Raw genomic sequence first — 21,258 nt, 5'->3', positions numbered from 1 at the left:
GTTGATCCCATGATTGTCATCAAGAACGTCACGCTGCGCCGCGGCACCAAGATCGTCCTGCAGGACGCGAGCGTCACGCTGCAGCCCGGCGAGAAGGTCGGCCTGGTCGGGCGCAACGGCGCCGGCAAGTCGTCGCTGTTCTCGCTGCTGACGCACCGGCTGCAGTCGGATGCGGGCGACGTGTCGATCCCGCCGCGCTGGCTGGTCGGCGAGGTGGCGCAGTCGATGCCGGAGACCAGCGATTCGGCGACCGATTTCGTGCTCGAAGGCGACACCCGACTGAACGCGGCGAACCAGGCCCTGGCCGCGGCCGAAGCGGCGGACGACGGCCATGCGATGGCCGATGCGCACCAGCTGATCGCCGAGGCCGGTGGTTTCGAGGCGCGCCCGCGCGCGCAGGCGCTGCTGATGGGCCTGGGCTTTCGCATCGACCAGCTGGACGAGCCGGTCAACAGCTTCTCGGGCGGCTGGCGCATGCGGCTGCAGCTGGCGCGTGCGCTGATGTGCCCGGCCGACCTGATGCTGCTCGACGAGCCGACCAACCACCTGGACCTCGATGCCCTGGTCTGGCTGGAGGCCTGGCTGCAGCGCTACGAGGGCACGATGATCGTGATCAGCCACGACCGCGAGTTCCTCGACGCGATCACCAAGGTGACGCTGCACCTGGACGAGACGCGGCTCACGCGCTACACCGGCAACTACACCGCGTTCGAGGAGATGCGGGCCGAGCGGCTGATGCAGGCGCAGGCCAACTTCGCGAAGCAGCAGGAGCGCATGGCGCACCTGCAGAAGTTCATCGACCGGTTCAAGGCCAAGGCCAGCAAGGCCAAGCAGGCGCAGAGCCGGGTGAAGGCGCTGGCGCGCATGGAGAAGCTCGGGCCGGTGCTGACCAGCAGCGACTTCCAGTTCGAGTTCCGCGAGCCGGTGTCGCTGCCGAACCCGATGCTGGCGTTCTCGGTGATGGCCTGCGGCTACAACGGCGTGCCCATCGTCAGCAACGTCAACCGCTCGGTGCTGGCGGGCCAGCGCATCGGCATCCTGGGCGCCAACGGCCAGGGCAAATCGACGCTCGTGAAGACGATCGCGAAGGAGATCCCGCTGGTGGCCGGCGAGGTCACCGAAGGCAAGGGGCTGTCGATCGGCTACTTCGCGCAGCAGGAGCTGGACGTGCTGTCGCTGGACGACGGGCCGCTGATGCACATGATCCGGCTGGCGCGCGACGTCGGGCCGGCGGCGCGCGAGCAGGAGCTGCGCGATTTCCTGGGCTCGTTCCGCTTCGTCGGCGAGATGGTGGGCCAGGCCGTGGGCTCGCTGAGCGGCGGCGAGAAGGCGCGGCTGGTGCTGGCGATGCTGGTGTGGCAGCGCCCCAACCTGCTGCTGCTGGACGAGCCGACCAACCACCTGGACCTGACGACGCGCGAGGCGCTGTCGATGGCGCTGAACGAGTTCGAGGGCACGGTGATGCTGGTGAGCCACGACCGCGCGCTGCTGCGCGAGGTGTGCGACGAGTTCTGGCTGGTCAGCGACGGCGCGGTGAAGCCGTTCGACGGCGACCTGGACGACTACCAGAAGTGGCTGCTGGAAACCTCGCGCGAGATGGCCAAGGAGGCCCGCGAGGCGGGCTCGGCCAAGGTCAAGGCGAAGAAGGCCGAGGCAGCGGCCGCCGCTGCGCCGAAGAATGCCAAGGCCGCCGGGCAGCAGCGCCAGAAGCAGGCCGAGCTGACCAAGCCGCTGCGCACCGAGCTGGCGACGCTGGAAAAGCGCATCGCGACGCTGACGCAGGAGAAGGCCAACATCGAGGAAGCTTCGGGCCGTCCGGACCTGAGCCCGGCACAGCGTGTCGAGCAAGGCAAGCGCCTGAAGCAACTGGGCGACGAGCTGGAGACCGCCGAAGGCCGCTGGCTCGAGCTGACCACCGAGATCGACACCCTCAACGCGGGGTGAGGGTTTGATCCCCGGATTGGCATCCGGGAATCAAATCCGCACCGCGAACGCGGTCAATTGATTGCACACAATTCAATTGAGAGATCGAAGATACAGTTCACCCCATGGCATCCACCCACCGCTCCCGTCGCAGCCCCGCCAGCGCCCCCGCGCTGCCGGCGGGCACCGACTGGCTGCAGCTCGACAACCAGGTCTGCTTCGCGCTGTATTCCACGTCGCTCGCGATGACCAAGCTGTACAAGCCGCTGCTGGCCCCGCTGGGCCTCACCTACCCGCAGTACCTGGCGTTCCTGGTGCTGTGGGAGCGCGATGCGCTGACGGTGGGCGAACTCGGCGAGCGCCTGTTCCTCGATTCCGGCACGCTGACCCCGCTGCTCAAGCGCATGGAAGCTGCCGGCTGGGTGCAGCGGCAGCGCGCCGCCGACGACGAACGCCGCGTGATCGTCAGCCTGACGCCCGAAGGACGCGCGCTGCGCCAGCAGGCGCGCAGCGTGCCGGCGCAGCTGGCCCAGGCCAGCGGCTGCAGCGTTGCCGAACTCACCGACCTGACCCAACGCCTGCAGCAGCTGCGCCAGCAACTGCTCGATGACGCGCCCGATGCGGCGCATGCGTGAACGCTGTATCCCCGTTGTTTCCCCTACCCCACTCCTGAACTGAAGGAAGACACCATGAGCCTCGAGAAAGTCCTGTACACCGCCCACGCCACCTCCACCGGCGGCCGCGAAGGCACGTCCAAGTCGTCCGACGGCGTGCTCGACCTGCGCCTGACCACGCCGAAGGAACTGGGCGGCAACGGCGCCGTCGGCACCAACCCGGAACAGCTGTTCGCTGCCGGCTACTCGGCCTGCTTCATCGGTGCGATGAAGGTCGCGGCCGGCAAGCACAAGGTCGCGCTGCCGGCCGACACGTCGATCGCCGCCAGCGTCGGCATCGGCCCGATCCCGCAAGGCTTCGGCATCCAGGTCGCGATGACGATCACCGTGCCGGGCGTCGAGCGCTCGGTCGCGCAGCAGATCGTCGACACGGCGCACCAGATCTGCCCGTACTCGAACGCGACGCGCGGCAATGTCGACGTGACGCTGACGGTGGCCTGAATTTCGCCCGCCCGCGGGCCGCGCGCCCCGGGCGTGGTGACTAGAATTGCACGGCCGCAGGGCACGGTCGGGCACGTTGCCACCGGCGCCGTCTGCAACCGATCTCGCCGCATGCATTCCTGCCCGATCCCGCCCGATGACACGGCTCGCTGAGGTCCCGCTGGTCGTCGACCTCGACGGCACGCTGATCAGGACGGACCTGCTGGTCGAGACGGCCAACAGCTTCGTCACCCGCCAGCCGCTGCTCGGCCTGGCACTGCTGCGCTGGCTGGGCGGCGGTCGGCACACGCTGAAGGCCCGGCTGGCCGGCGTGACCACCATCGACGCGGCCTCGCTGCCCTACAACGAAGAACTGCTCGACTGGCTGCGCGCCGAACGGGCCCGTGGCCGCTCGCTGGTGCTGGCCACCGCCAGCCACCAGGCGCTGGCCGACCAGATCGCGACACACCTGGGCCTGTTCGATGCCGTGCTCGCCAGCGACAGCGTCCGCAACCTGAAGGGCCGGTACAAGCGCGACCTGCTGGTCAGCCTGCACGGCGAACGCGGTTTCGACTATGTCGGCAACGATGCGGCCGACCTCGCCGTGTGGGCGGCCGCGCGTGTCGCCCACGTGGTCAGCGATTCGCCGTCGATGGTGCAGCGCGCCCGGGCCGTCGCGTCGGTCGAGCGGGTGATTGCCACCGGCCGCCCCCCTCTCCGGCGCGCCCTGTGGCAGGCCATGCGGCCCCACCAGTGGTTGAAGAACCTGCTGGTCTTCGTGCCGCTGCTCGCCGCGCACCGCTATGGCGATGCAGGTCCGGCGATGCAGAGCCTGCTGGCCTTCGTGGCGTTCTGCCTGACGGCGTCCGGCGTCTACCTCGGCAACGACCTGGTCGACGTCGCCGCCGACCGTCTCCATCCCCGCAAGCGCCGGCGGCCGTTCGCCGCCGGCATGGCCGGCCTGCTGCACGGCTGGCTGCTGGCCCCGCTGCTCGTGGCGAGCGCCTTCACGCTGTCGGCCACGCTGCTGCCGCCCACGTTCACCGCCACCCTGGCCACCTATTTCGCGCTGACCGTGGGCTACTCGCTGCGCTTCAAGCAGGTGCCGCTCCTCGACGTCGTGCTGCTGGCCGGCCTGTACACGTTGCGCGTGATTGCTGGCACCGCGGCGTTGCACCTGCCGATGTCGTTCTGGCTGCTGACTTTCTCGGTCTTCATCTTCTGCAGCCTGGCCTTCGTCAAGCGGTTCAGCGAGCTGAGCGACGCACGCCAGCTCGGCCAGGACACCCCGCTGAAAGGCCGCGGATACCGGGCGGGCGACCTGGAGATCGTGGCGAGCTTCGGCCCCAGTGCCGGCTACATCGCGGTGCTGGTGCTGGCGCTGTATATCCAGGATGCCCACACCGCCGAGCTGTACCAGTCGCCCAAGTTCATCTGGCTGGCCTGTCCGCTGCTGCTGTTCTGGATCTCGCGCACCTGGCTGATCGCCCACCGCGGCGAGATGCACGACGACCCGATCGTGTTTGCCGTGACCGATCGCACCAGCTGGGTCGTGGCCCTCTGCCTGGTGGCCGTGTTCGCGCTGGCAGCGCTCGTGCCATGAACATGCACGGCTGGGGACGCCACCCCGAGATCGACGCCCGGCTGAGCTTCCCGGCCACCCCGGACCAGTGCGCCGACGCGATCGCTGCGACACCGACGCTGATCGCCCGCGGCCTGGGTCGCAGCTACGGCGACAGCAGCCTGGCACCGCACATGCTGTGCATGGGGCAGCTGGAGGGCCTGCAGTCCTTCGACCCGGCAAGCGGCGTGCTGCGCTGCGCCGCCGGCACTTCGCTGGCCGAGCTGCTGCGCGTGTTCGTGCCCCGCGGCTGGTTCCTGCCGGTGATGCCCGGCACCCGCTTCGTGACGCTCGGCGGCGCCATCGCGAGCGACGTGCACGGCAAGAACCACCACCTCGACGGCAGCTTCAGCCGGTACGTCGACAGCATCGAGCTGCTGCTCGGCAATGGCGAGCGGGTTCAGGCCTCACCCACCGAGCACGCCGACCTGTTCGCCGCCACCTGCGGCGGCATGGGCCTGACCGGCGTGATCCTGTCGGCCAGCGTGCGGCTGAAGCGGATCCGCAGCAGCGAGATGATCGAGACGACGCTGAAGATGCCCGGGCTCGACGCCGTGCTGGCCGGGTTCGCGGAACATGCAGGGGCTGCCTACTCGGTCGCCTGGATCGACTGCCTCGCCCGCGGGAGCTCGCTCGGCCGGTCGCTGCTCATGCTCGGCGAACACGCGGCCGACGGCCCGCTCCAGGTGCAGGACCGCAACGCGCACCGGGTGCCGTTCGACATGCCGCCGGCCCTGATGTCGCGCACCACGGGACGGGTCTTCAACCAGCTCTGCTACCACCGCTGGCAAGCCGGACGCAGCACGCGTCGGGTGGCATTCGAACCCTTCTTCCACCCGCTCGACCGGCTGGCCGACTGGAACCGCCTGTATGGGCGAGGCGGACTGCTGCAGTACCAGTTCATGCTGCCGCGCGACGGCGCGATGCAAGGCTTGCGCGAGGTGCTGGGACGCATCTCGGCAAGCGGTTGCGGGGCCTTCCTGGCGGTGCTGAAGGCGTTCGGCCCCGGCAATGCGCATCCGCTGTCCTTCCCCGGCGAAGGCTGGACGCTGGCGGTCGACTTCAAGGCCGAACCAGCCGCCTTCGCGCTGCTCGACGCGCTGGACCCGATCGTGCTGTCGCACGGCGGCCGGCACTACCTGGCCAAGGACGCACGCATGAGCCAGGCCACGTTCCGCACCGGCTATCCGCGCTGGACCGACTTCGAGGCCACCCGCGCGCGCTGGCATGCCAGCGGCAAGTTTGCGTCCGGGCAATCTCGGCGCCTGGGCCTGCAATGAACAGGATCGCCATCGTCGGCGCCACATCGGGCATCGCACGGCACTGTGCGCGGCTGTGGGTCGAGGCCGGGGCGGTCGAGCTGACGCTGATCGGCCGCGACCCCGCCGGCATCGAGACCGTGGCCGCCGACCTTCGGGTGCGCAGCCCCGGGTCCGTCGTCCGCATCGTCACGGCCGACTTCCTCGACCCCGCGGCCATCGGCCGCTGCGTCGACGACATCACCGCCACGGGCGTGCCGGACATCGTGCTGATCGCCCACGGCTTGCTGCCCGACCAGGCGCGCTGCGAGTCGGACCYGCTCGCCAACCAGCAGGCACTGCTCGTCAACGCCGTCTCGCCCGCGCTGTTCGCCGAAGCGTTCGTGCAGGCGATGTCGCGCGCCGGCGGGGGCACGCTGGCGCTGATCGGCTCGGTGGCCGGGGACCGCGGGCGCAGGTCGAACTATGTGTACGGCGCGGCCAAGGGCCTGGTCGCCCGCTATGCGCAAGGCCTGCAGCACAGGCTGGCCGGGCAGGCGGTCAAGGTCGTGCTGGTCAAGCCCGGCCCGACGGCCACGCCGATGACGGCCCACCTGCAGGCCGCCGGCGCCCGGCTGGCCGACCCGCACGGCGTGGCGCAGCGCATCGTGCGAGGCATCGCCGAAGGCAGGCCGGTGGTGTACGCACCGGGTCGCTGGGCGTTGATCATGATGGTGATCCGGCATCTGCCCCGCTTCATCTTCCACCGAATGAACCTCTGAGCCATGCCACTGTCGCGCACTGGGGCCTTCGCGGCGTTGCGGTACGCCGTCTTCGCGCTGATCGCGCTACTGGTCATCGACGCCTGCGTGCCGCTGGCACCCTTCATGCCGCGCGCCGGCATCGACGGCTCCTGGATGTACGCGTTGAACCAGGCCGTGGCACACCAGCTCGCGTTCGGACGCGAGATCGTGTTCACGTTCGGCCCGTATGCGAGTGTGTTCACGCACGTCTACGACCCGGCGACGCTGTCGCGCATGCTGGCCGGTTCAGGCCTGGTGGCCGTCGTGTACCTGCTGTGCCTGGCGGTGCTGCTGCGCCGTCGCGAAGGCCGCGCAGCCGCCCTGGCCGGCATCGCCTTCTTCCTGCTGCTGGCGGGTGCGGACAGCCTGCTGCTCACGCTGCCGTTGCTGGCCACCCTGGCGCTGCTGTCGTGGCTGCATGGCGAGCCGGGCAAAGCTGCGCCCCCGATCCTGCCGGTGCTGGTGCTGGCCTGGATCGCCTGCGGATTGCTCCCGCTGGTGAAAGGCTCGCTGGCCGTGATGTGTGTTCTTGCCGTGGCGGTGGGAACCGCCGCCTTGCTGCATGCGCGGCGCCCGGCGTTCGCAGCGCTGGCAGCCGGCGTCCCCCTGGTCGCACTGGCGGCCTTCTGGACGCTGGCCGGGCAAGCCTTGCCTGACCTGTTGGCCTACGCCGGCACCATGGGCGAGATCGTGTCCGGCTACAGCGACGGCATGGCCTTCGAGGGTCCCGCGATCGAGCTGCTGCTGTTCGGTGTGCCGTCCGCGGCCCTGCTGGCCGCACTGGCCATGCAGCGGCAGATGCCGGTCAGCCGGCGCGTCGCGACGACAAGCATCACGGGCCTGTTCCTCTTCCTCTCGTTCAAGGCCGCCTTCGTGCGCCAGGACGGCCATGCATTGATCGCCCCGATCAACCTGGTGGCTGCAGTCAGCCTGCTGTGGCCGACCCTGTCGGCGGCCCCCCCCACCCGCCGCTGGCCGGTGGCGATCCTGCTGGTCGCCGGCGCGGTGTGCGCGCTGGATGCCGCCGACCGTGCCAGGCAGGGCCAGGAGGCCTTCGCCGGCGCCCCCTCCAACCCGCTGAGCCTGCGCGTCTCGAACGCCAGGCCGGGCCGCTGGGCCGACCGCTACGACGCGGCTGTGCGCTCGATCCGCGCCGGGTGCGCACTCGGCGACCTGCCGCAGGCCGACACCGACATCTACCCCAACGATCAATCGTGCGTGCTGGCGCAGGCGCTGCCGTGGTCGCCTCGCCCGACGCTGCAGAGCTACGTGGCCTACACGCCGGCGCTCGCCCGCCTGGACGAAGCGCACCTGCGCCGGCCGGGGGCGCCGCGCCAGTTGCTCTATCGGCTGCAATCCATCGACGGCCGCCTGCCCGCGCTCGACGGTGGTTCCAGCCTGCCGGCGTTGCTGGACAACTACGCGTTGCTGCGCCGGCAGGGGCCCTGGCTGGTGCTGGGTGCTCGCAGCATGCCCGCCGCGCACAGCCATTTCGAGGCGCCCCTGGCCGCCCGTGGCACCCTCGGGCAGCCATTGCCGGTTCCGCCCGGAATGCCGCTGTTCGCGACCGTCACGCTGCGTCCTACCTGGGCCGGCAGGCTGGCCGCCCTGCTGTACAAGCCGCCGCAGTTGTTCCTGCGAACGATGCTGGCCGACGGCAGCGAGCGGGTCTGGCCCCTGGGCAGCCGGATGGCCGAAAGCGGCTTCATGCTGTCTCCCCTGCTGCAGTCGACCGAAGACGTGGCCGCGCTGTTCGAGGCCCGGTTGGACGAACGCCGCCGCGTTGTCGCCATCCAGCTGGAGACGGTCGGGCTGATGCCGGGCTGGCACGACGACTACACGGTCAGCTTCAGGCGCCACCTGCCCCGCCCGACCGGCCTCGACACGAGCACCCCATGACCGCAGGCACGCCGACATGAACACCAGGATCATCCTTCCCGGCGGGGCCGGCCTCGTCGGACAAAACCTCGTGCCGCGCCTGAAGGCCCGCGGTTTCACGCAGATCGTCGTGCTGGACAAGCATGCCGCGAACCTGGGCATCCTGCGCCGCATGCACCCCGACGTCACCGCCGAGCTCGTCGACCTGGCCGAACCCGCCGGCGCGCAGGACTGGCCGCGCCACTTTGCCGGCGCCGCCGCGGTGGTGATGCTGCAGGCGCAGATCGGCGGGTCCGACCGGCGCGAGTTCGAACGCAACAACGTGCAGTCCACCGCCCGTGTGCTGGAGGTCATGCGCCTGCACGGCGTCGGGCGCCTGGTGCACATCAGCTCGTCGGTCGTCGAATCGGGGGCCGAAGACTTCTACACCGACACCAAGAAGCAGCAGGAGGCGCTGGTGCGCGACAGCGGGATCCCCGGCACCATCCTGCGCCCGACGCTGATGTTCGGCTGGTTCGACCGCAAGCACCTGGGCTGGCTGGCGCGCTTCATGGCGCGGGTGCCGGTTTTCCCGATTCCCGGCCACGGCCGCTACATGCGCCAACCGCTGTACGCAGGCGACTTCTGCAACATCATCGCCAGCTGCGTCGAAGGCAGCGGCACGCAGGGCGTGTTCAACATCTCCGGGCGCGAGAAGATCGACTACATCGACATCATTCGCGCGATCAGGAAGGCCACCGGAGCCCGCACGGCCATCGTCAGGATGCCGTACCGGCTGTTCCATGCCGCCCTGTGGACCTGGGGCCTGTTCGACCGCAATCCGCCCTTCACGACACAACAGCTGGCCGCGCTGACGGCCAGGGACGAGTTCGAACTGATCGACTGGCCCACGCTGTTCGGGGTGCAAGCCACGCCGTTCGCGAGCGCCATCGACCAGACCTTCAACGACCCGGTCTACGGCCGGGTGGTGCTCGAGTTCTGAGGCCTGCGATGACGAAACGGATTGCCGTGCTGGGTGCCGGCCCGATGGGCCTGGCCGTGGCCTACCAGCTGGCGCGGGACGGGCACCGGCCGGTGGTTTTCGAAGCCGACGACCGCCTGGGCGGCATGGCTGCGTGCTTCGATTTCGACGGGCTGCGCATCGAGCGCTACTACCACTTTCATTGCACCTCCGACACGGCCTTCCTGCAGTTGCTCGACGAGCTCGGACTGGCAGACCGGATGCGCTGGGTCGAGACCCGCATGGCCTACTGGTACCAGGGGCGGCTGCAGCCCTGGGGCAACCCGGTCGCGCTGTTCAAGTTCCGCGGGCTGGGCTGGCTCTCCAAGCTGCGCTGCGCGCTGCATGCCTTCGTGTCGATCAAGCGGCGCAACTGGCGCCCGCTCGACCGGCTGGAGGCCACCGAATGGATACGCCGCTGGATCGGCACGCAAGCCTATGACACGCTGTGGCGCCGCCTGTTCGACTTCAAGTTCCACGGGCATGCGCACAACCTGTCCGCGGCCTGGATCTGGAGCCGCATCCGGCGCATCGGCAGTTCGCGCGCCGGCCTCATGCACGAGCGGCTCGGCCACCTGCAAGGCGGCTCGGACACCTTGCTGGACGCGATGTGCGCGAGCATCGTCGCCAACGGCGGGGAAGTGCGGCTGGAATCGCCGGTGCAGGAGGTGACGATCGAGGCCGGCCGGGTCAGCGGCGTGAGGGTGGACGGGCAGGTGCAGGGCTTCGACACCGTGGTCAGCACCGTTCCGCTGCCGTACGTGTCGCGCCTGATCCCGGCGCTGCCGCCCGCGCTGCGGGCCCAGTTCGACGCCTTGAAGAACATCGCCGTCGTCTGCGTGATCGTGAAGCTCGCGAAGCCGCTGAGCGGCAACTTCTGGGTCAACGTGAACGACCCCCGGATGGACATTCCCGGGCTGGTCGAATACACCAACCTGCGCCCGATGGACGGTGCGCACGTGGTGTACGTCCCCTTCTACGTGCCGGGCGAGCACCCGATGTACGGCGAGCCGGACGCGGCCTTCATCGCCAAGGTGCGGCGCTACCTCCTGACCCTGAATCCGGCGCTGCGCGACGAAGACTTCGTGGCGGTGCACGCCAGCCGCTACCGGTACGCGCAGCCCATCTGCGAACCCGGCTTCCTGGACCGGCTGCCCCCGGCCCGGCTGCCGGTGACGGGCCTGTGGGTGGCCGACACATCGCACTACTACCCCGAAGACCGCGGCATTTCGGAGAGCATCGCCTTCGGCCGGCGCCTGGCCCGCGAGGCCGCGGGCTGATCAGCCGCCCGGTTTGCGGGCGACGATGAAGAACTGCTTGCCGAGCAGCCTCCAGGCCCAGGGAAAGCGCAGGTAGGCCCGGACCAGCCATGGGTGCGTGGGCAGCGCCCCCTGGGTCGAATAAGGCAGGAAGCGGTCGATGCAGCGCTCGACCTCGAAGCCCTTGAGCCGCAACACCTCGGTGAGCGAAAGGTGGGTGAGCCCCAGGTGGTGGTCGTAGAAGTCCCAGTACGTTCCCGGCAGGTAGCGCAGGTTGGGGCCGAGGATCAGGTAGCGCCCGCCCGGCTTCAGCGCCTGCAGCACGTTGTCCAGGAACTGCTCCAGCGCCTTCTTGTCGGGCAGGTGCTCCAGCAAGTTCGAGGTGAACACCACGTCCGCCTCCCGCTCCACGATGGCGCCCAGGCGCGTGGCATCGGCCAGGTGGAAGGCGATCCCGGGTTGCAGGAAGCGCCGAGCGTCCTCGTTCAGGTCGACCGCCAGCTTGCGGGCCGCCACGATGTTGTTCAGGAACTCGCCATGGCCGCAGGCCACGTCGACGACGGTGTCCGAAGGCTTCACATGGCGTTGCAGGAAGTCGCGGCAGACAACCTGCCAGATGGCATTCTTGCGCGCCAGGCCGGCTTCGGCGAAGCGGATGCGGTACAGCGCCGACAACTCATGGTTCTGCATGCAGCCCCGTGCGAAAGGTGAAGAACTTGTAGATGAGGAAGCTGAAAACCGTCGGCAAGGCGACGGCGAAGGCATGGGCGAGTTCCTGCGTGTGGCGCTGCATGCCGGCGGCCTTCAATGCCGCATCGGCGCCCAGCGCGGCGCTCCAGACGACCGGGAAGAACAGCAGGTTCACCAGAACGAAATCGCGCGCCTGCGTGCGCTTCGGCCTGGAAGAGGCCGGGAAGACATGGCGGCTGTTCAGCCAGAACGCCGTCGCGAGCCCGATGCCATAGGCCAGGGCCACGGCCGTGCCGAACGACAGCCACCGGCTGAGCAGCCACCTGGCACACCAATGCAGCGCAGCCGCGGTCGCGCCGACCACGAGGAAGCGCAGGAACTGCCGGGTGAGAAAATGCCTGATCACGGCGAGCATTGTCCGTGAGTCCGGACCCGACCCGCCCCCCCGCCCCGTCCCCTGCCTCGATGCCTTCGCCCTTCCCTGCGACCCGACCTGCTCCGCCCGCCGGCAAGGAGCCCAGGCCCATGCTCCGGACGGTCGCAGCACGCGCCTTGCTGGCGCTGCTCGGCCTGACCGCCGCCTACGGCGCGGTGCTCGCGTGGCTGGGCTCGGGCGCGCAACTGCGGCATGCACTGCCTGCGCTGCTGCAGCTCCTGCCGGTGTTGCTGGGCTTGTCGTTGCTGTCGTACGGTCTGCGCTATGCGCGATGGCGCTGGCTGCTGCGAAACTTTCCGCACCGCCTCGGGCCGTGGCACGGGCTGCTCGCCTATCTGGCGGGCTTCGCCTTCACCATCAGCCCGGCCAAGCTCGGCGAGCTGGTGCGAATCCGCTACCACGCGCCGCACGGCGTGCAAGGACCTCAGGTGTTCTCGGCCTTCCTGTTCGAACGCGCGACCGACCTGGTCGCCGTGCTGCTGCTGGCCTGCCTGACGTTGACGCAACCCGGCCTGCTGGTGGTGGCAGCCGCGTTCGTCGGGCTGCTGCTGGCACTGATCGTCGGGCTGGCGTGCTGGCCGCGGGGCTGGACAGGCGCCGCGGAACGCATGGAGCGCAGCGGACATCCGCGCCTTGCCCGGCTGCTGCGCGGCGTGCGCGATGGCCTGGCGGGTTCCCGCGCCTGGTGGACCGCGCCGGACCTCGCCCTGAGCCTGTTGCTGGCCCTGGCCGCCTGGAGCGCGTCGGCGTTGTCGTTCGCTTTGCTGCTGGCGCAGTTGGGCGCCATGACGGGCTGGCTGGCGGCGCTGTCGACCTACCCGCTCGCGATGCTGGTGGGTTCTGCGTCGATGCTGCCCGGTGGCATCGGTTCGACCGAACTGGCCATCGTCGCCGTGCTGCGCTCGACGGACGTGCCCATGGCCACCGCGGCGCTGGCGGCGGTGGCGATACGCGTGGTGTCCTTGTGGTTCGCAGTCGCCTGCGGGGTGCTGGCGGTGTCGCTGCTGGAAGGTGCCCGCGCCTGAACCCGCCCTCACCCGCCGAGCAATTGCAGCAGCAGTTCGACCCGCGCCTGGCAAGGCGACAGTTCGCCCCCCGCGGGCAACACATCACCGGGGTGACCCAGCACCGGTCCGGCCGCGACACGGCTGCAACGCATCACCCGCACGCCCGCCGCCTGGGCGCGCAGCAGCGCGGCTTCCAGATCGCGATGCACCGTGCCATGCCCGGTGCCCGCGACCACGATGCCGCGCGCACCCTGCTGCAGCAAGGCATCGACCAGCACGCCATCGACTCCCGCATGGCTCAGCACGATCCCGACCCGCGGCCACGCCGGGGCAGCGAGCCGCGCAACGCCCAAGGCCTCACCGGCCGGCCATGACCGGAACACGCGCAAGCGCCCTTCCTCGATGCGCGCCACCGGGCCCGCATCGCCCGAGTCGAAGGCATCGATGCGGTAACTGTGCACCTTGCGCACGTCACCCGCGCCATGCACCACGCCACCCAGCACCGCGACCACGCCGCGCGCCGCGGGGTGCTGCGCCACCGTCACGGCATCGAGCAGGTTCTGCGGACCGTCCGGCTGCAGCGAGGTCGACGGCCGCATCGCCGCCGTCAGCACCACCGGCTTGACCGGCGACAGCACGCGTTCAAGAAACCAGGCCGTCTCCTCCAGCGTGTCGGTGCCGTGTGTCACGACGACACCCGCCACCTCGGGGCGCGCCAGGTGATGTGCCAGCCGCGTGGCCAGCGCACGCCACACCGCATCGTCCATGTCCTTGCTGTCGACCTGCGCCACCTGCTCGGCCTCGAGCGGCACGCCGGCGAGCGCCGGCACCGCCTTCAGCAACTGCGCCACGCCGAGCTGCGCCGCGGTGTAGCCGATGTTGTCGCCCGCCTCGGCCGCGGTGCCGGCAATCGTGCCGCCGGTGCCCAGCACCACGATGACCCCGTCAGTTCTTTGCATTTTTCACGAAGCTGGATAAAAATACAGTCACTGGATGGATGTTCAGTCCGCAACCCTCGAACGCAACCCCAGAGGCTCCGATGATCGAAACCCCCAAGCTCACCGAGCGCCAGCAGCAGATCCTCGACCTGGTGCAAAGCGCGATCGAGCGCACCGGCGCCCCGCCCACCCGCGCCGAGATCGCGAACGAGCTGGGCTTCAAGTCGGCCAACGCCGCCGAAGAACACCTGCAGGCGCTGGCCCGCAAGGGCGTCATCGAACTGGTAGGGGGCACCTCGCGCGGCATCCGCCTGCAGTCTGACACATTGCGTGCGCTCAACCAGAGCCGCGGCAAGCAGTTCAGCCTGCCGCTGCCCAGCCTGTCGCAGCTCACGCTGCCGCTGGTCGGCCGCGTCGCCGCCGGCAGCCCGATCCTCGCGCAGGAGCACATCGACCAGACCTACCTGCTCGAAGCCAGCCTGTTCGCGCGCCGCCCCGACTACCTGCTGAAGGTGCGCGGCATGAGCATGCGCGATGCCGGCATCATGGATGGCGACCTGCTCGCCGTGCAGAAGGCCAAGGAAGCGAAGAACGGCCAGATCGTCGTTGCGCGGCTGGGCGACGAGGTCACCGTCAAGCGCTTCCGCCGCACCCGCACCAGCATCGAGCTGCTGCCGGAGAACCCCGATTTCGAACCCATCGTCGTGCCGTTCGGCGACGTCGACTTCGAACTCGAAGGCCTGGCGGTCGGCCTGATCCGCAACAACATGCTGAGCTGACGGAGGTTGCCGTGGTCATCAAGGCCCCGAAGGCGGCGAGTGCCGCCGAGTGCAAGGCACTGGAACAACTGCCCAACATCGGCCCGGCCCTCGCCGCCGACCTGCGCCTGATCGGCATCCAGGAGCCGAAGGACCTGCGCGGCAAGGATGCCTTCGTGCTCTACCAGCGCCTGTGCGCGATCACCGGGCAGCGCCAGGATCCGTGCGTGCTCGACACCTTCATGGCCGCCACCGATTTCATGCGGGGTGCAGCGGCCGCACCGTGGTGGACGTACACCGCGCAGCGCAAAGCCTTGTTCGGGCAGGTGTGATGATGGATGTGACGATGGGCGGCACCGACCAAGCCTTGTTGGTGATCGACCTGCAGGCCGGCGCGTTCGACGGCGTCGCCTGCGACGCGATGGCCGACGGCGCGCGCCTGCTGCGGCATTCGGCGGCACTGATCGCGGCCGCGCGCGCGGCCGGCGTGCCGGTGGTCCACGTGCAGCACTGCGAGGACGATGGCGTCTTCGTGCCCGGCACGCCGCGGTGGGAACTGCATCCGGCCGTCGCGCCGCTGGGCGACGAGGCCCGCGTGTCCAAGCGTGCGATGAATGCCTTCGAAGCCACCGGACTCCACGCGGTGTTGCGCCAGGCCGGCGTGCGCCGCGTGCTGGTGTGCGGGTTGCAAAGCGAGTGCTGCGTCACGCACACCACGCAGGGGGCGCTCGCGCTGGGCTACGGCGTGACGCTGGCCGGCGATGCCCATGGCACCTGGCCCGACAAGGGGTTGAGCGCCGAAGAGATCATCGTGCGCCAGAACGCGGCGCTGGTTGCGCAGGGTGCCCAGGTGCTGGGCACGGCCGAGATCGTCGCGCAACTGGCTCGGCAGAATCGCTGAAAGTGATGGACGAATCCCGGATTGGCATCCGGGCTACAGGACTCGATCGGCGGCACGGACCGTAGTCCGGATGCCAATCCGGGAATCGTCGGTCACTTCGCCGCTGGCACCATCGGTTGCAAGCTCAAGGTGTGCTCGGCCACCCCGCCCCACAGCGGCACGTCGTCCACGTTCGCCCAGCGCTCGACCAGGTTGCGGTACAGCGGCGAGAACACGATGCCCGATTGCCCGCTCGAGTGCATGAAGCGCGAGCGCGCCGGGTCGCCCAGGTCGTACAGCGCACGCAGCGACGGGCCGTGCTCGCCCAGGTACAGCTCGCCGGTGGCCGCGTCCGGCTTCAGCCCGACGCGTGACACGTTGACCGAGTAGGTATCGCCACCCACCGGCGTGCGCAGCTCGAACCAGCGCGCCAGCGGCTTCACGCGGCTGAACGGCCGGTGCTCCGAGCGCGCCTGGTGCGCCTGGCCCCATCGCCACTGCGCGACGTCGGCGCCCTGCGATTGCTGCAGCTCGTCGAGCGCACGCGTGAAGGCCGCGTCCACCTGCTGCGAGCACGACTCGAGCGCCGGGGTCGTCTTGTCGTCGCACCACCAGCCGTCCTTGCGTTCCAGAACGCCTTCGAGCGCCTCGCGGAAGCTGCGTCCGCCGATCTGCCGCTCGTACAGCGCCGGGCCGAGTTCGTCGCGGAACACGCCTTGCGTCAGCTGGCGCGTCCAGGCCCACAGGATCAGCGGCGCGGCACGGCCAGCCGCCATGGTGCCGTCGAAGCCGGCCAGCTCGCGCTGCGCCGCGGCGGCGAGCGGATGGTCGGACTTCGCCTGCTGCAACACCGGCAGCAGCTTCAGCGCGGCCAGCGACAGCTCGTCGGCCTGGATCGCGCGCAGGCTGGCGATGGTGTGCTTGGGCGTCGCCGCCAGCAACTGCTCGATGCGCCGCTGGCGCCAGGGCGGCGACCATTCGCTGGTCAGGAAATGCGGGTAGTCCGGCGCGTGGATGCGCTGGTTCGCGGTCGCGATCCAGCCGCGCGCCGGGTCCACCTCGCGCGGCGTCTCGCCGGCCGGCACCGTGCCCGCCCAGTCGTAGCGCGGCTCCCAGCCCGGCGCGGGCACCAGGCCCTTCAGATCGTTCTCCGGCTTGCGCACCGGCACGCGCCCGGCCGACACCTCGCCGATGTGGCCCTGCACGTCAGCCACCACCATGTTCTGCATCGGCGCGACGTAGCCGGCCGACACCGCGATGAACTCGTCCACCGAGCCGGCAGTGTTGAACCCGATGCCGGTATCGACCGAGCTCGCGTCCGGGTCGAGGGCGGTCCAGCGCATCGCGAGCGCGTAGGTCGGCTGGTTCGGCGGGCCGGTCAGGCCCTCGGTCGGGCCGCCGGCATCCGAGATCACCGGGCCATGGCGCGTCGCGCGCACCGTCAGCGTGACGTCGGCATGGCCCTTCACCTTGATCACCTCGGTCCAGCGCTCGAAGCGCGCCCAGCCGTCGGGGGTCTGGTACTGCCCCGGGTCGTCGGAGCGAATGCGTTCGAGGTAGAGGTCCTGCACGTCGGGCGCGGTGTTGGTGAAGCCCCAGGCGATCTTCTCGTTCTGCCCCAGCACGACGATCGGCAGCCCGGGCATGGTCGCGCCGGCCACCTTGAAGCCGGGCGCATCGAGCCGCGCGACGTACCACAGCGCCGGCGCGCTGAGCTTCAGGTGCGGATCGTTGGCCAGCAGCGGCTTGCCGCTCTCGGTGTGCGCCCCGGCAACCACCCAGTTGTTCGAGCCGATGCCCTCCAGGCCCGATTCGGGGGCGCCGGCCAGCGCCTGGCGGCCGAGCGAGGCGTCCACCTTCAGCGTGCGGAACAGCGCGGCATAGTCGGCCGTCGCGAGCGGTGGGTCGCCGGGGTACGGCGGCAGCAGCTCGTTGATGCGCTCGACCGGCATCTTCAGCGCCAGGCGCATGCGCAGCAGCTCGGCCGACCAGTTGCCGCCCAGGTCCCAGGCCATCATCGTGGCCCAGGCCAGGCTGTCGACCGGCGTCCAGTGCTGCGGCTGCAGGCCGAGCAGCACGAACTCGGGCGGGCGCGCCTTCAGCGCGCTGTCGAGGTAGGCGTTGATGCCGGCGCTGTAGGCCTGCAGCGCCGCGCGCGTGGTCGGGCTGGCGCGCTCCCACTGCGCCGCGGCGGCGCGCCGCACGCCCAGCGCGCGCAGGAAGCGGTCGGTCTCGACGGCCGGCTCGCCGAAGGCCTCGGCCAGCCGGCCCGCGCCGATGCGGCGGTGCGTCTCCAGTTGCCACAGCCGGTCCTGTGCGTGGACGTAGCCGAGGCCGAACATCGCGTCCTCGCGCGACGCGGCGTGGATGGTCGGCACGCCCAGCGCATCGCGCTCGATGCGCACCGCAGCCGCAAGCCCCGGCAGCAGCTGCTCGCCGTCCACCTGCGGCAGCGTGCGGCGCGCGTAGATCCAGCCCGCCGCCACGCCCGCCAGCAGCAGCAGCACCAGCACTCCCAACCCGCGTCGCAGCCATTTCATCGTTCGTTCCTTCCCGAGAAGCCCCTCTTTTCGTGCGATCTGCGCCGCACCGACGCTTACAGAATGACCTGGCGCCTACACCCCGGCGCGCGGCTGCCGAAAGCCAAGCCACGGATGCCCATCGCCACCGCCATGAAAACTGCCCACCCCCTGCCGAGTTTCAACGCGAATGCCGCCGAACACATCACCGGCATGCCGCAAGACCGCCTGGCGCGCGTCGCGGCCCGGCGTGTGTTCGTCGACATGAAGCAGTGCTTCATGCTGGCGGCCGAGGGCCTGCAGGGTGCCTCGGCCGCGCTGCTGAAGCGCCAGCTGCGCATCGCGGGCGACATCGGCGAGCTGCTCGAACTCAGCGACACCCTGCTGGCCGTGCTGCCGCCCGAGCAATGCAAGGTGGTGCGCCAGCAGCTGGATGCCGCCTTCCCGATGGCCGGACGCGACACCGAGTTCGTCCCGCTCTGACCCGGCCTCAGGGCTGCAGCGGCCCCAGGTAATCGCTTTTCCCCAGTTCGACGCCGTTGTGGCGCAGCAGCGCGTAGATCGTCGTCGCGTGGAAGAAGAAGTTGGGCAGCACGAAGGTGCGCAGGTAGACCTCGCCCTTCAGCGTCAGCGGCCCGTCGCGGCGCGGGATCGTGACGTCCTTGTCATCGCTGCCGGCGATCTTGTCGGACGGGATCGACTCGAGGAAGGCGACCGTCTTCGCGATGCGCTCGCGCAGCTCGGGCAGCGTGGTCTCGACGTCGTCGAACTTCGGCGCCTCGATGCCGGCCAGGCGCGCGGCGCCGAACTTGGCCGCATCGGCCGTCATCTGCACCTGCCGCGTGAAGGGCAGCATGTCGGGGGCGAGGCGGCTGCCGAGCAGCACGCTGAAGTCGAATTTCTTCGCGGTGGCATGGGCTTCGGCCTTGTCCAGCCACTTGCCGACGTTGCCGAGGGTGCGCAGGAAGATCGGCACGCTGGCCGAGTACATGGTGAGGGACATCGCGGTCTCCGGTAGGGGTGTGGGGGCGGATGCTAGCCTTCCCCGGCGCTTCCTGCTGACAACGTGCCCAGCGTGCACAATCAAAGCCGTGAACATCATCATCCTCGACGACTACCAAGATGCGGTCCGCAAGCTCAAGTGCGCCCAGCGCCTGGAGCACCTGAATGCCAAGGTGTTCACCAACACCGTCAAGGGCATCGGCCAGCTGGCGGTGCGCCTGCGCGACGCCGAAGTGCTGGTGCTGATCCGCGAACGCACCCAGTTCCCGCGCCAGCTGCTGGAGAAGCTGCCCAAGCTGAAGCTGATCTCGCAGACCGGCCGCGTCGGCCCCCACATCGACCTGGAAACCTGCAGCCGCCTGGGCATCGCGGTGGCCGAGGGCGTGGGCTCGCCGGTGGCGCCGGCCGAGCTGACCTGGGCCCTGATCATGTCGGCGATGCGCCGGCTGCCGCAGTACATCGGCAACCTGAAGCACGGCGCGTGGCAGCAATCGGGCCTGAAGGCCGCATCGATGCCGCCCAACTTCAGCCTCGGCATGGTGCTCAAGGGCAAGACGCTGGGCCTGTGGGGCTACGGCAAGATCGGCCAGCTGGTGGCCGGCTACGGCCGGGCCTTCGGCATGCACGTCACCGTGTGGGGCAGCGAGGCCTCGCGCGAGAAGGCGCGTGCCGACGGCCACGTCCCGGCCCCCACGCGCGAGGCCTTCTTCGAGGCCTGCGACGTGCTGTCGCTGCACCTGCGGCTGGTCGACGACACGCGCGGCATCGTGACCCCCGATGACCTGGCGCGCATGAAGCCGACCGCGCTGCTGGTCAACACCTCGCGCGCCGAGCTGATCGAGGAAGGTGCGCTGGTGTCGGCACTGAACCGCGGCCGCCCCGGCATGGCGGCGGTCGACGTGTTCGAGAGCGAGCCGATCCTGCAGGGGCATCCGCTGCTGCGGCTCGAGAACGCGGTGTGCACGCCGCACATCGGCTACGTCGAGCAGGACAGCTACGAGCTGTATTTCAGCGCGGCGTTCGACAACGTCGTCAACTTCATCAATGGCACGCCGACGCAGCTCGTGAACCCGGAAGCCTTGCGGGTCATCCGGTGAGCGAGGCTGAATTGCGCCGGCCGGCCACGCTGGCCGAGCTGTTCCGCGTCTTCAACCGGCTGGCCCTGCAGGGCTTCGGCGGCGTGCTCGCGGTGGCCCAGCGCGAGCTGGTCGAGCGCGAGCGCTGGCTGGGGCGCGACGAGTTCGTCGAGATCCTGTCGGTGGCCCAGGTGCTGCCGGGGCCGAACATCGTCAACCTGTCGCTGATGATCGGCGACCGCTTCTTCGGCCTGCGCGGCGCCTTCACCGCGCTGGCCGGCATGATGATCGCGCCGCTGGTCATCGTGCTGGTGCTGGCCGCGCTGTACGCCAAGGCGGCCCAGCACCCGGTGGCCAGCGGCGCGCTGCGCGGCATGGGCGCGGTGTCGGCGGGGCTGATCATCGCGACGGCGCTGAAGCTGGCCACCAGCCTGAAGCGCAATGCGCTGGGCCTGCCGCTCGGCCTGTCGATCGGCGCCTGCACCTTCGTGATGGTGGCGCTGATGCGCTGGCCGCTGGTGTGGGTGCTGGCGGGACTCGGCTCGCTGGGCATCGCCGCGGCCTGGTGGAGGCTGAAGAAATGAGCGAATTCGGGCTGCACGGCCTGGGCGCGGCCGACCTGCTGGCGCTGTTCGGCCACTTCCTGCTGCTGAGCCTGCTGGCGGTGGGCGGCGCGATCACCACCGCGCCCGACATGCACCGCTACGTGGTCGGCCAGCAGCACTGGATCAGCGACGACATGTTCACCGCCTCGGTCGCATTGGCGCAGGCCGCCCCCGGGCCGAACGTGCTGTTCGTCGCGGTGATCGGCTTCAACGTCGGCGGGCTGGCCGGCGCCGCAGCCACGCTGCTGGGCATCATGCTGCCGTCCACGACGCTGGCGCTGTGGGCCACGCGTTGGGGACATTCGCGGCGCGAGACGCTGGGCGTGCGCGCCTTCACGACCGGGCTGGCGCCGCTGACGCTGGGACTGCTGCTGGCCACCGGCTGGATCCTGTCGGACCCGGTGCGCGGGCAACTCAGCGCCGTGGCGCTGATCGCCATCACGGTGGCGGTGATGTTGAAGACGAAGCTGAGCCCGCTGTGGCTGGTGGCGCTGGGCGCCGTGGCAGGCGCCCTCGGCTGGATTTGACGGA

22 protein-coding genes are annotated in these 21,258 nt (G+C 69.9%); 17 read left to right on the top strand and 5 right to left on the bottom strand.

Annotated elements, in window-relative coordinates:
• The first annotated feature begins 9 nt into the window (after positions 1 to 9).
• The 9 genes from AC1DYN_RS19110 (at position 10) to AC1DYN_RS19070 (ending at position 10,837) form a co-directional block, all read left to right on the top strand.
• Entirely contained in the window at positions 10 to 1,944 is a 1,935-nt protein-coding gene (locus tag AC1DYN_RS19110) for an ABC-F family ATP-binding cassette domain-containing protein (protein WP_477962408.1), read from the top strand.
• Between the two features lie 104 nt (positions 1,945 to 2,048).
• Positions 2,049 to 2,558 carry a MarR family winged helix-turn-helix transcriptional regulator gene (locus AC1DYN_RS19105; protein WP_477962406.1) on the top strand — a complete coding sequence of 170 codons (510 nt, stop codon included), beginning with the start codon at positions 2,049 to 2,051 and terminating at the stop codon, positions 2,556 to 2,558.
• 54 nt (positions 2,559 to 2,612) lie between these two features.
• Positions 2,613 to 3,038: an organic hydroperoxide resistance protein gene (locus AC1DYN_RS19100; protein ID WP_477962404.1), complete on the top strand. Its 426-nt coding sequence runs from the start codon at positions 2,613 to 2,615 to the stop codon at positions 3,036 to 3,038.
• A 136-nt stretch (positions 3,039 to 3,174) separates the two neighbouring features.
• On the top strand, positions 3,175 to 4,620 hold the full coding sequence (locus AC1DYN_RS19095; RefSeq protein WP_477962402.1) for a UbiA family prenyltransferase: 1,446 nt from the start codon (positions 3,175 to 3,177) through the stop codon (positions 4,618 to 4,620).
• Complete coding sequence (locus tag AC1DYN_RS19090) at positions 4,617 to 5,918, top strand: FAD-binding oxidoreductase (protein WP_477962400.1); 1,302 nt, start codon at positions 4,617 to 4,619, stop codon at positions 5,916 to 5,918. The genes AC1DYN_RS19095 and AC1DYN_RS19090 overlap by 4 nt, the downstream gene beginning before the upstream one ends.
• Positions 5,915 to 6,658: an SDR family NAD(P)-dependent oxidoreductase gene (locus AC1DYN_RS19085; RefSeq protein ID WP_477962399.1), complete on the top strand. Its 744-nt coding sequence runs from the start codon at positions 5,915 to 5,917 to the stop codon at positions 6,656 to 6,658. Before AC1DYN_RS19090 ends, AC1DYN_RS19085 begins: the two co-directional genes overlap by 4 nt.
• 3 nt (positions 6,659 to 6,661) lie before the next feature.
• Positions 6,662 to 8,578, top strand: a complete 1,917-nt coding sequence (locus tag AC1DYN_RS19080) for a hypothetical protein (protein ID WP_477962396.1) — start codon at positions 6,662 to 6,664, stop codon at positions 8,576 to 8,578.
• A 16-nt stretch (positions 8,579 to 8,594) separates the two neighbouring features.
• Positions 8,595 to 9,539, top strand: coding sequence for an NAD-dependent epimerase/dehydratase family protein (locus tag AC1DYN_RS19075; protein WP_477962395.1), 945 nt, complete (start codon positions 8,595 to 8,597; stop codon positions 9,537 to 9,539).
• An 8-nt stretch (positions 9,540 to 9,547) separates the two neighbouring features.
• Positions 9,548 to 10,837: an NAD(P)/FAD-dependent oxidoreductase gene (locus AC1DYN_RS19070; RefSeq protein WP_477962393.1), complete on the top strand. Its 1,290-nt coding sequence runs from the start codon at positions 9,548 to 9,550 to the stop codon at positions 10,835 to 10,837.
• Here the strand turns inward: AC1DYN_RS19070 and AC1DYN_RS19065 are convergent, their stop codons facing one another.
• Both AC1DYN_RS19065 and AC1DYN_RS19060 read right to left on the bottom strand, forming a co-directional pair.
• Positions 10,838 to 11,506: a class I SAM-dependent methyltransferase gene (locus AC1DYN_RS19065; RefSeq protein WP_477962392.1), complete on the bottom strand. Its 669-nt coding sequence runs from the start codon at positions 11,504 to 11,506 to the stop codon at positions 10,838 to 10,840.
• The gene (locus AC1DYN_RS19060; protein WP_477962390.1) at positions 11,493 to 11,921 is read right to left on the bottom strand and encodes a GtrA family protein; all 429 of its coding nucleotides are present in this window, start codon (positions 11,919 to 11,921) and stop codon (positions 11,493 to 11,495) included. Before AC1DYN_RS19060 ends, AC1DYN_RS19065 begins: the two co-directional genes overlap by 14 nt.
• A gap of 110 nt (positions 11,922 to 12,031) precedes the next feature.
• On the opposite strand from AC1DYN_RS19060, the gene AC1DYN_RS19055 reads away from it, so the two are divergent.
• The gene (locus AC1DYN_RS19055; protein ID WP_477962388.1) at positions 12,032 to 12,967 is read left to right on the top strand and encodes a lysylphosphatidylglycerol synthase transmembrane domain-containing protein; all 936 of its coding nucleotides are present in this window, start codon (positions 12,032 to 12,034) and stop codon (positions 12,965 to 12,967) included.
• 8 nt (positions 12,968 to 12,975) lie between these two features.
• Here AC1DYN_RS19055 and AC1DYN_RS19050 read toward each other — a convergent pair whose 3' ends face one another.
• Complete coding sequence (locus AC1DYN_RS19050; protein WP_477962385.1) at positions 12,976 to 13,908, bottom strand: asparaginase; 933 nt, start codon at positions 13,906 to 13,908, stop codon at positions 12,976 to 12,978.
• 80 nt (positions 13,909 to 13,988) lie between these two features.
• Here AC1DYN_RS19050 and lexA point away from each other — a divergent pair, with 80 nt between their 5' ends.
• From lexA to AC1DYN_RS19035, 3 genes are read left to right on the top strand one after another with little or no spacing between them, the layout of a single operon-like run.
• The gene (gene lexA / locus AC1DYN_RS19045; RefSeq protein ID WP_477962383.1) at positions 13,989 to 14,666 is read left to right on the top strand and encodes a transcriptional repressor LexA; all 678 of its coding nucleotides are present in this window, start codon (positions 13,989 to 13,991) and stop codon (positions 14,664 to 14,666) included.
• An 11-nt stretch (positions 14,667 to 14,677) separates the two neighbouring features.
• The gene (locus AC1DYN_RS19040; protein ID WP_477962382.1) at positions 14,678 to 14,977 is read left to right on the top strand and encodes a helix-hairpin-helix domain-containing protein; all 300 of its coding nucleotides are present in this window, start codon (positions 14,678 to 14,680) and stop codon (positions 14,975 to 14,977) included.
• Positions 14,978 to 14,991: 14 nt separating this feature from the next.
• Positions 14,992 to 15,546 (top strand): isochorismatase family protein, encoded by a 555-nt coding sequence (locus tag AC1DYN_RS19035; protein WP_477962380.1) that lies wholly within the window; start codon positions 14,992 to 14,994, stop codon positions 15,544 to 15,546.
• Positions 15,547 to 15,638: 92 nt separating this feature from the next.
• Here AC1DYN_RS19035 and AC1DYN_RS19030 read toward each other — a convergent pair whose 3' ends face one another.
• Entirely contained in the window at positions 15,639 to 18,065 is a 2,427-nt protein-coding gene (locus AC1DYN_RS19030) for a penicillin acylase family protein (protein WP_477962378.1), read from the bottom strand.
• Positions 18,066 to 18,197: 132 nt separating this feature from the next.
• On the opposite strand from AC1DYN_RS19030, the gene AC1DYN_RS19025 reads away from it, so the two are divergent.
• Positions 18,198 to 18,527, top strand: a complete 330-nt coding sequence (locus AC1DYN_RS19025; RefSeq protein ID WP_477962376.1) for a hypothetical protein — start codon at positions 18,198 to 18,200, stop codon at positions 18,525 to 18,527.
• Between the two features lie 7 nt (positions 18,528 to 18,534).
• Here the strand turns inward: AC1DYN_RS19025 and AC1DYN_RS19020 are convergent, their stop codons facing one another.
• Positions 18,535 to 19,047 carry a DUF1993 domain-containing protein gene (locus AC1DYN_RS19020; RefSeq protein WP_477962374.1) on the bottom strand — a complete coding sequence of 171 codons (513 nt, stop codon included), beginning with the start codon at positions 19,045 to 19,047 and terminating at the stop codon, positions 18,535 to 18,537.
• Positions 19,048 to 19,135: 88 nt separating this feature from the next.
• Between AC1DYN_RS19020 and AC1DYN_RS19015 the strand changes: the two genes are divergently transcribed.
• The 3 genes from AC1DYN_RS19015 to AC1DYN_RS19005 are packed head-to-tail and all read left to right on the top strand — an operon-like array spanning position 19,136 to position 21,254.
• Positions 19,136 to 20,143, top strand: a complete 1,008-nt coding sequence (locus AC1DYN_RS19015) for a D-2-hydroxyacid dehydrogenase family protein (RefSeq protein ID WP_477962372.1) — start codon at positions 19,136 to 19,138, stop codon at positions 20,141 to 20,143.
• Positions 20,140 to 20,706 (top strand): chromate transporter, encoded by a 567-nt coding sequence (locus tag AC1DYN_RS19010; RefSeq protein WP_477962370.1) that lies wholly within the window; start codon positions 20,140 to 20,142, stop codon positions 20,704 to 20,706. The genes AC1DYN_RS19015 and AC1DYN_RS19010 overlap by 4 nt, the downstream gene beginning before the upstream one ends.
• Positions 20,703 to 21,254 carry a chromate transporter gene (locus AC1DYN_RS19005; RefSeq protein WP_477962368.1) on the top strand — a complete coding sequence of 184 codons (552 nt, stop codon included), beginning with the start codon at positions 20,703 to 20,705 and terminating at the stop codon, positions 21,252 to 21,254. Before AC1DYN_RS19010 ends, AC1DYN_RS19005 begins: the two co-directional genes overlap by 4 nt.
• Positions 21,255 to 21,258: the final 4 nt, after the last annotated feature.

It is taken from the genome of Rhizobacter sp. P2_D12, from assembly GCF_056404395.1.
The sequence above is the reverse complement of the archived record's forward strand: the minus strand, read 5'-3'. Positions and strand labels throughout refer to the sequence as shown.

Excerpts from the sequence above, each read along its gene's own strand:
- AC1DYN_RS19095 (WP_477962402.1), top strand. The coding sequence starts at position 3,175 with ATGACACGGCTCGCTGAGGTCCCGCTGGTCGTCGACCTCGACGGCACG.
- AC1DYN_RS19020 (WP_477962374.1), bottom strand. The coding sequence starts at position 19,047 with ATGTCCCTCACCATGTACTCGGCCAGCGTGCCGATCTTCCTGCGCACC.
- AC1DYN_RS19025 (WP_477962376.1), top strand. The coding sequence starts at position 18,198 with ATGAAAACTGCCCACCCCCTGCCGAGTTTCAACGCGAATGCCGCCGAA.
- lexA (WP_477962383.1), top strand. The coding sequence starts at position 13,989 with ATGATCGAAACCCCCAAGCTCACCGAGCGCCAGCAGCAGATCCTCGAC.
- AC1DYN_RS19080 (WP_477962396.1), top strand. The coding sequence starts at position 6,662 with ATGCCACTGTCGCGCACTGGGGCCTTCGCGGCGTTGCGGTACGCCGTC.
- AC1DYN_RS19060 (WP_477962390.1), bottom strand. The coding sequence starts at position 11,921 with ATGCTCGCCGTGATCAGGCATTTTCTCACCCGGCAGTTCCTGCGCTTC.
- AC1DYN_RS19055 (WP_477962388.1), top strand. The coding sequence starts at position 12,032 with ATGCTCCGGACGGTCGCAGCACGCGCCTTGCTGGCGCTGCTCGGCCTG.
- AC1DYN_RS19065 (WP_477962392.1), bottom strand. The coding sequence starts at position 11,506 with ATGCAGAACCATGAGTTGTCGGCGCTGTACCGCATCCGCTTCGCCGAA.
- AC1DYN_RS19100 (WP_477962404.1), top strand. The coding sequence starts at position 2,613 with ATGAGCCTCGAGAAAGTCCTGTACACCGCCCACGCCACCTCCACCGGC.
- AC1DYN_RS19005 (WP_477962368.1), top strand. The coding sequence starts at position 20,703 with ATGAGCGAATTCGGGCTGCACGGCCTGGGCGCGGCCGACCTGCTGGCG.
- AC1DYN_RS19105 (WP_477962406.1), top strand. The coding sequence starts at position 2,049 with ATGGCATCCACCCACCGCTCCCGTCGCAGCCCCGCCAGCGCCCCCGCG.
- AC1DYN_RS19090 (WP_477962400.1), top strand. The coding sequence starts at position 4,617 with ATGAACATGCACGGCTGGGGACGCCACCCCGAGATCGACGCCCGGCTG.
- AC1DYN_RS19075 (WP_477962395.1), top strand. The coding sequence starts at position 8,595 with ATGAACACCAGGATCATCCTTCCCGGCGGGGCCGGCCTCGTCGGACAA.
- AC1DYN_RS19050 (WP_477962385.1), bottom strand. The coding sequence starts at position 13,908 with ATGCAAAGAACTGACGGGGTCATCGTGGTGCTGGGCACCGGCGGCACG.
- AC1DYN_RS19070 (WP_477962393.1), top strand. The coding sequence starts at position 9,548 with ATGACGAAACGGATTGCCGTGCTGGGTGCCGGCCCGATGGGCCTGGCC.
- AC1DYN_RS19030 (WP_477962378.1), bottom strand. The coding sequence starts at position 18,065 with ATGAAATGGCTGCGACGCGGGTTGGGAGTGCTGGTGCTGCTGCTGCTG.
- AC1DYN_RS19110 (WP_477962408.1), top strand. The coding sequence starts at position 10 with ATGATTGTCATCAAGAACGTCACGCTGCGCCGCGGCACCAAGATCGTC.
- AC1DYN_RS19035 (WP_477962380.1), top strand. The coding sequence starts at position 14,992 with ATGGGCGGCACCGACCAAGCCTTGTTGGTGATCGACCTGCAGGCCGGC.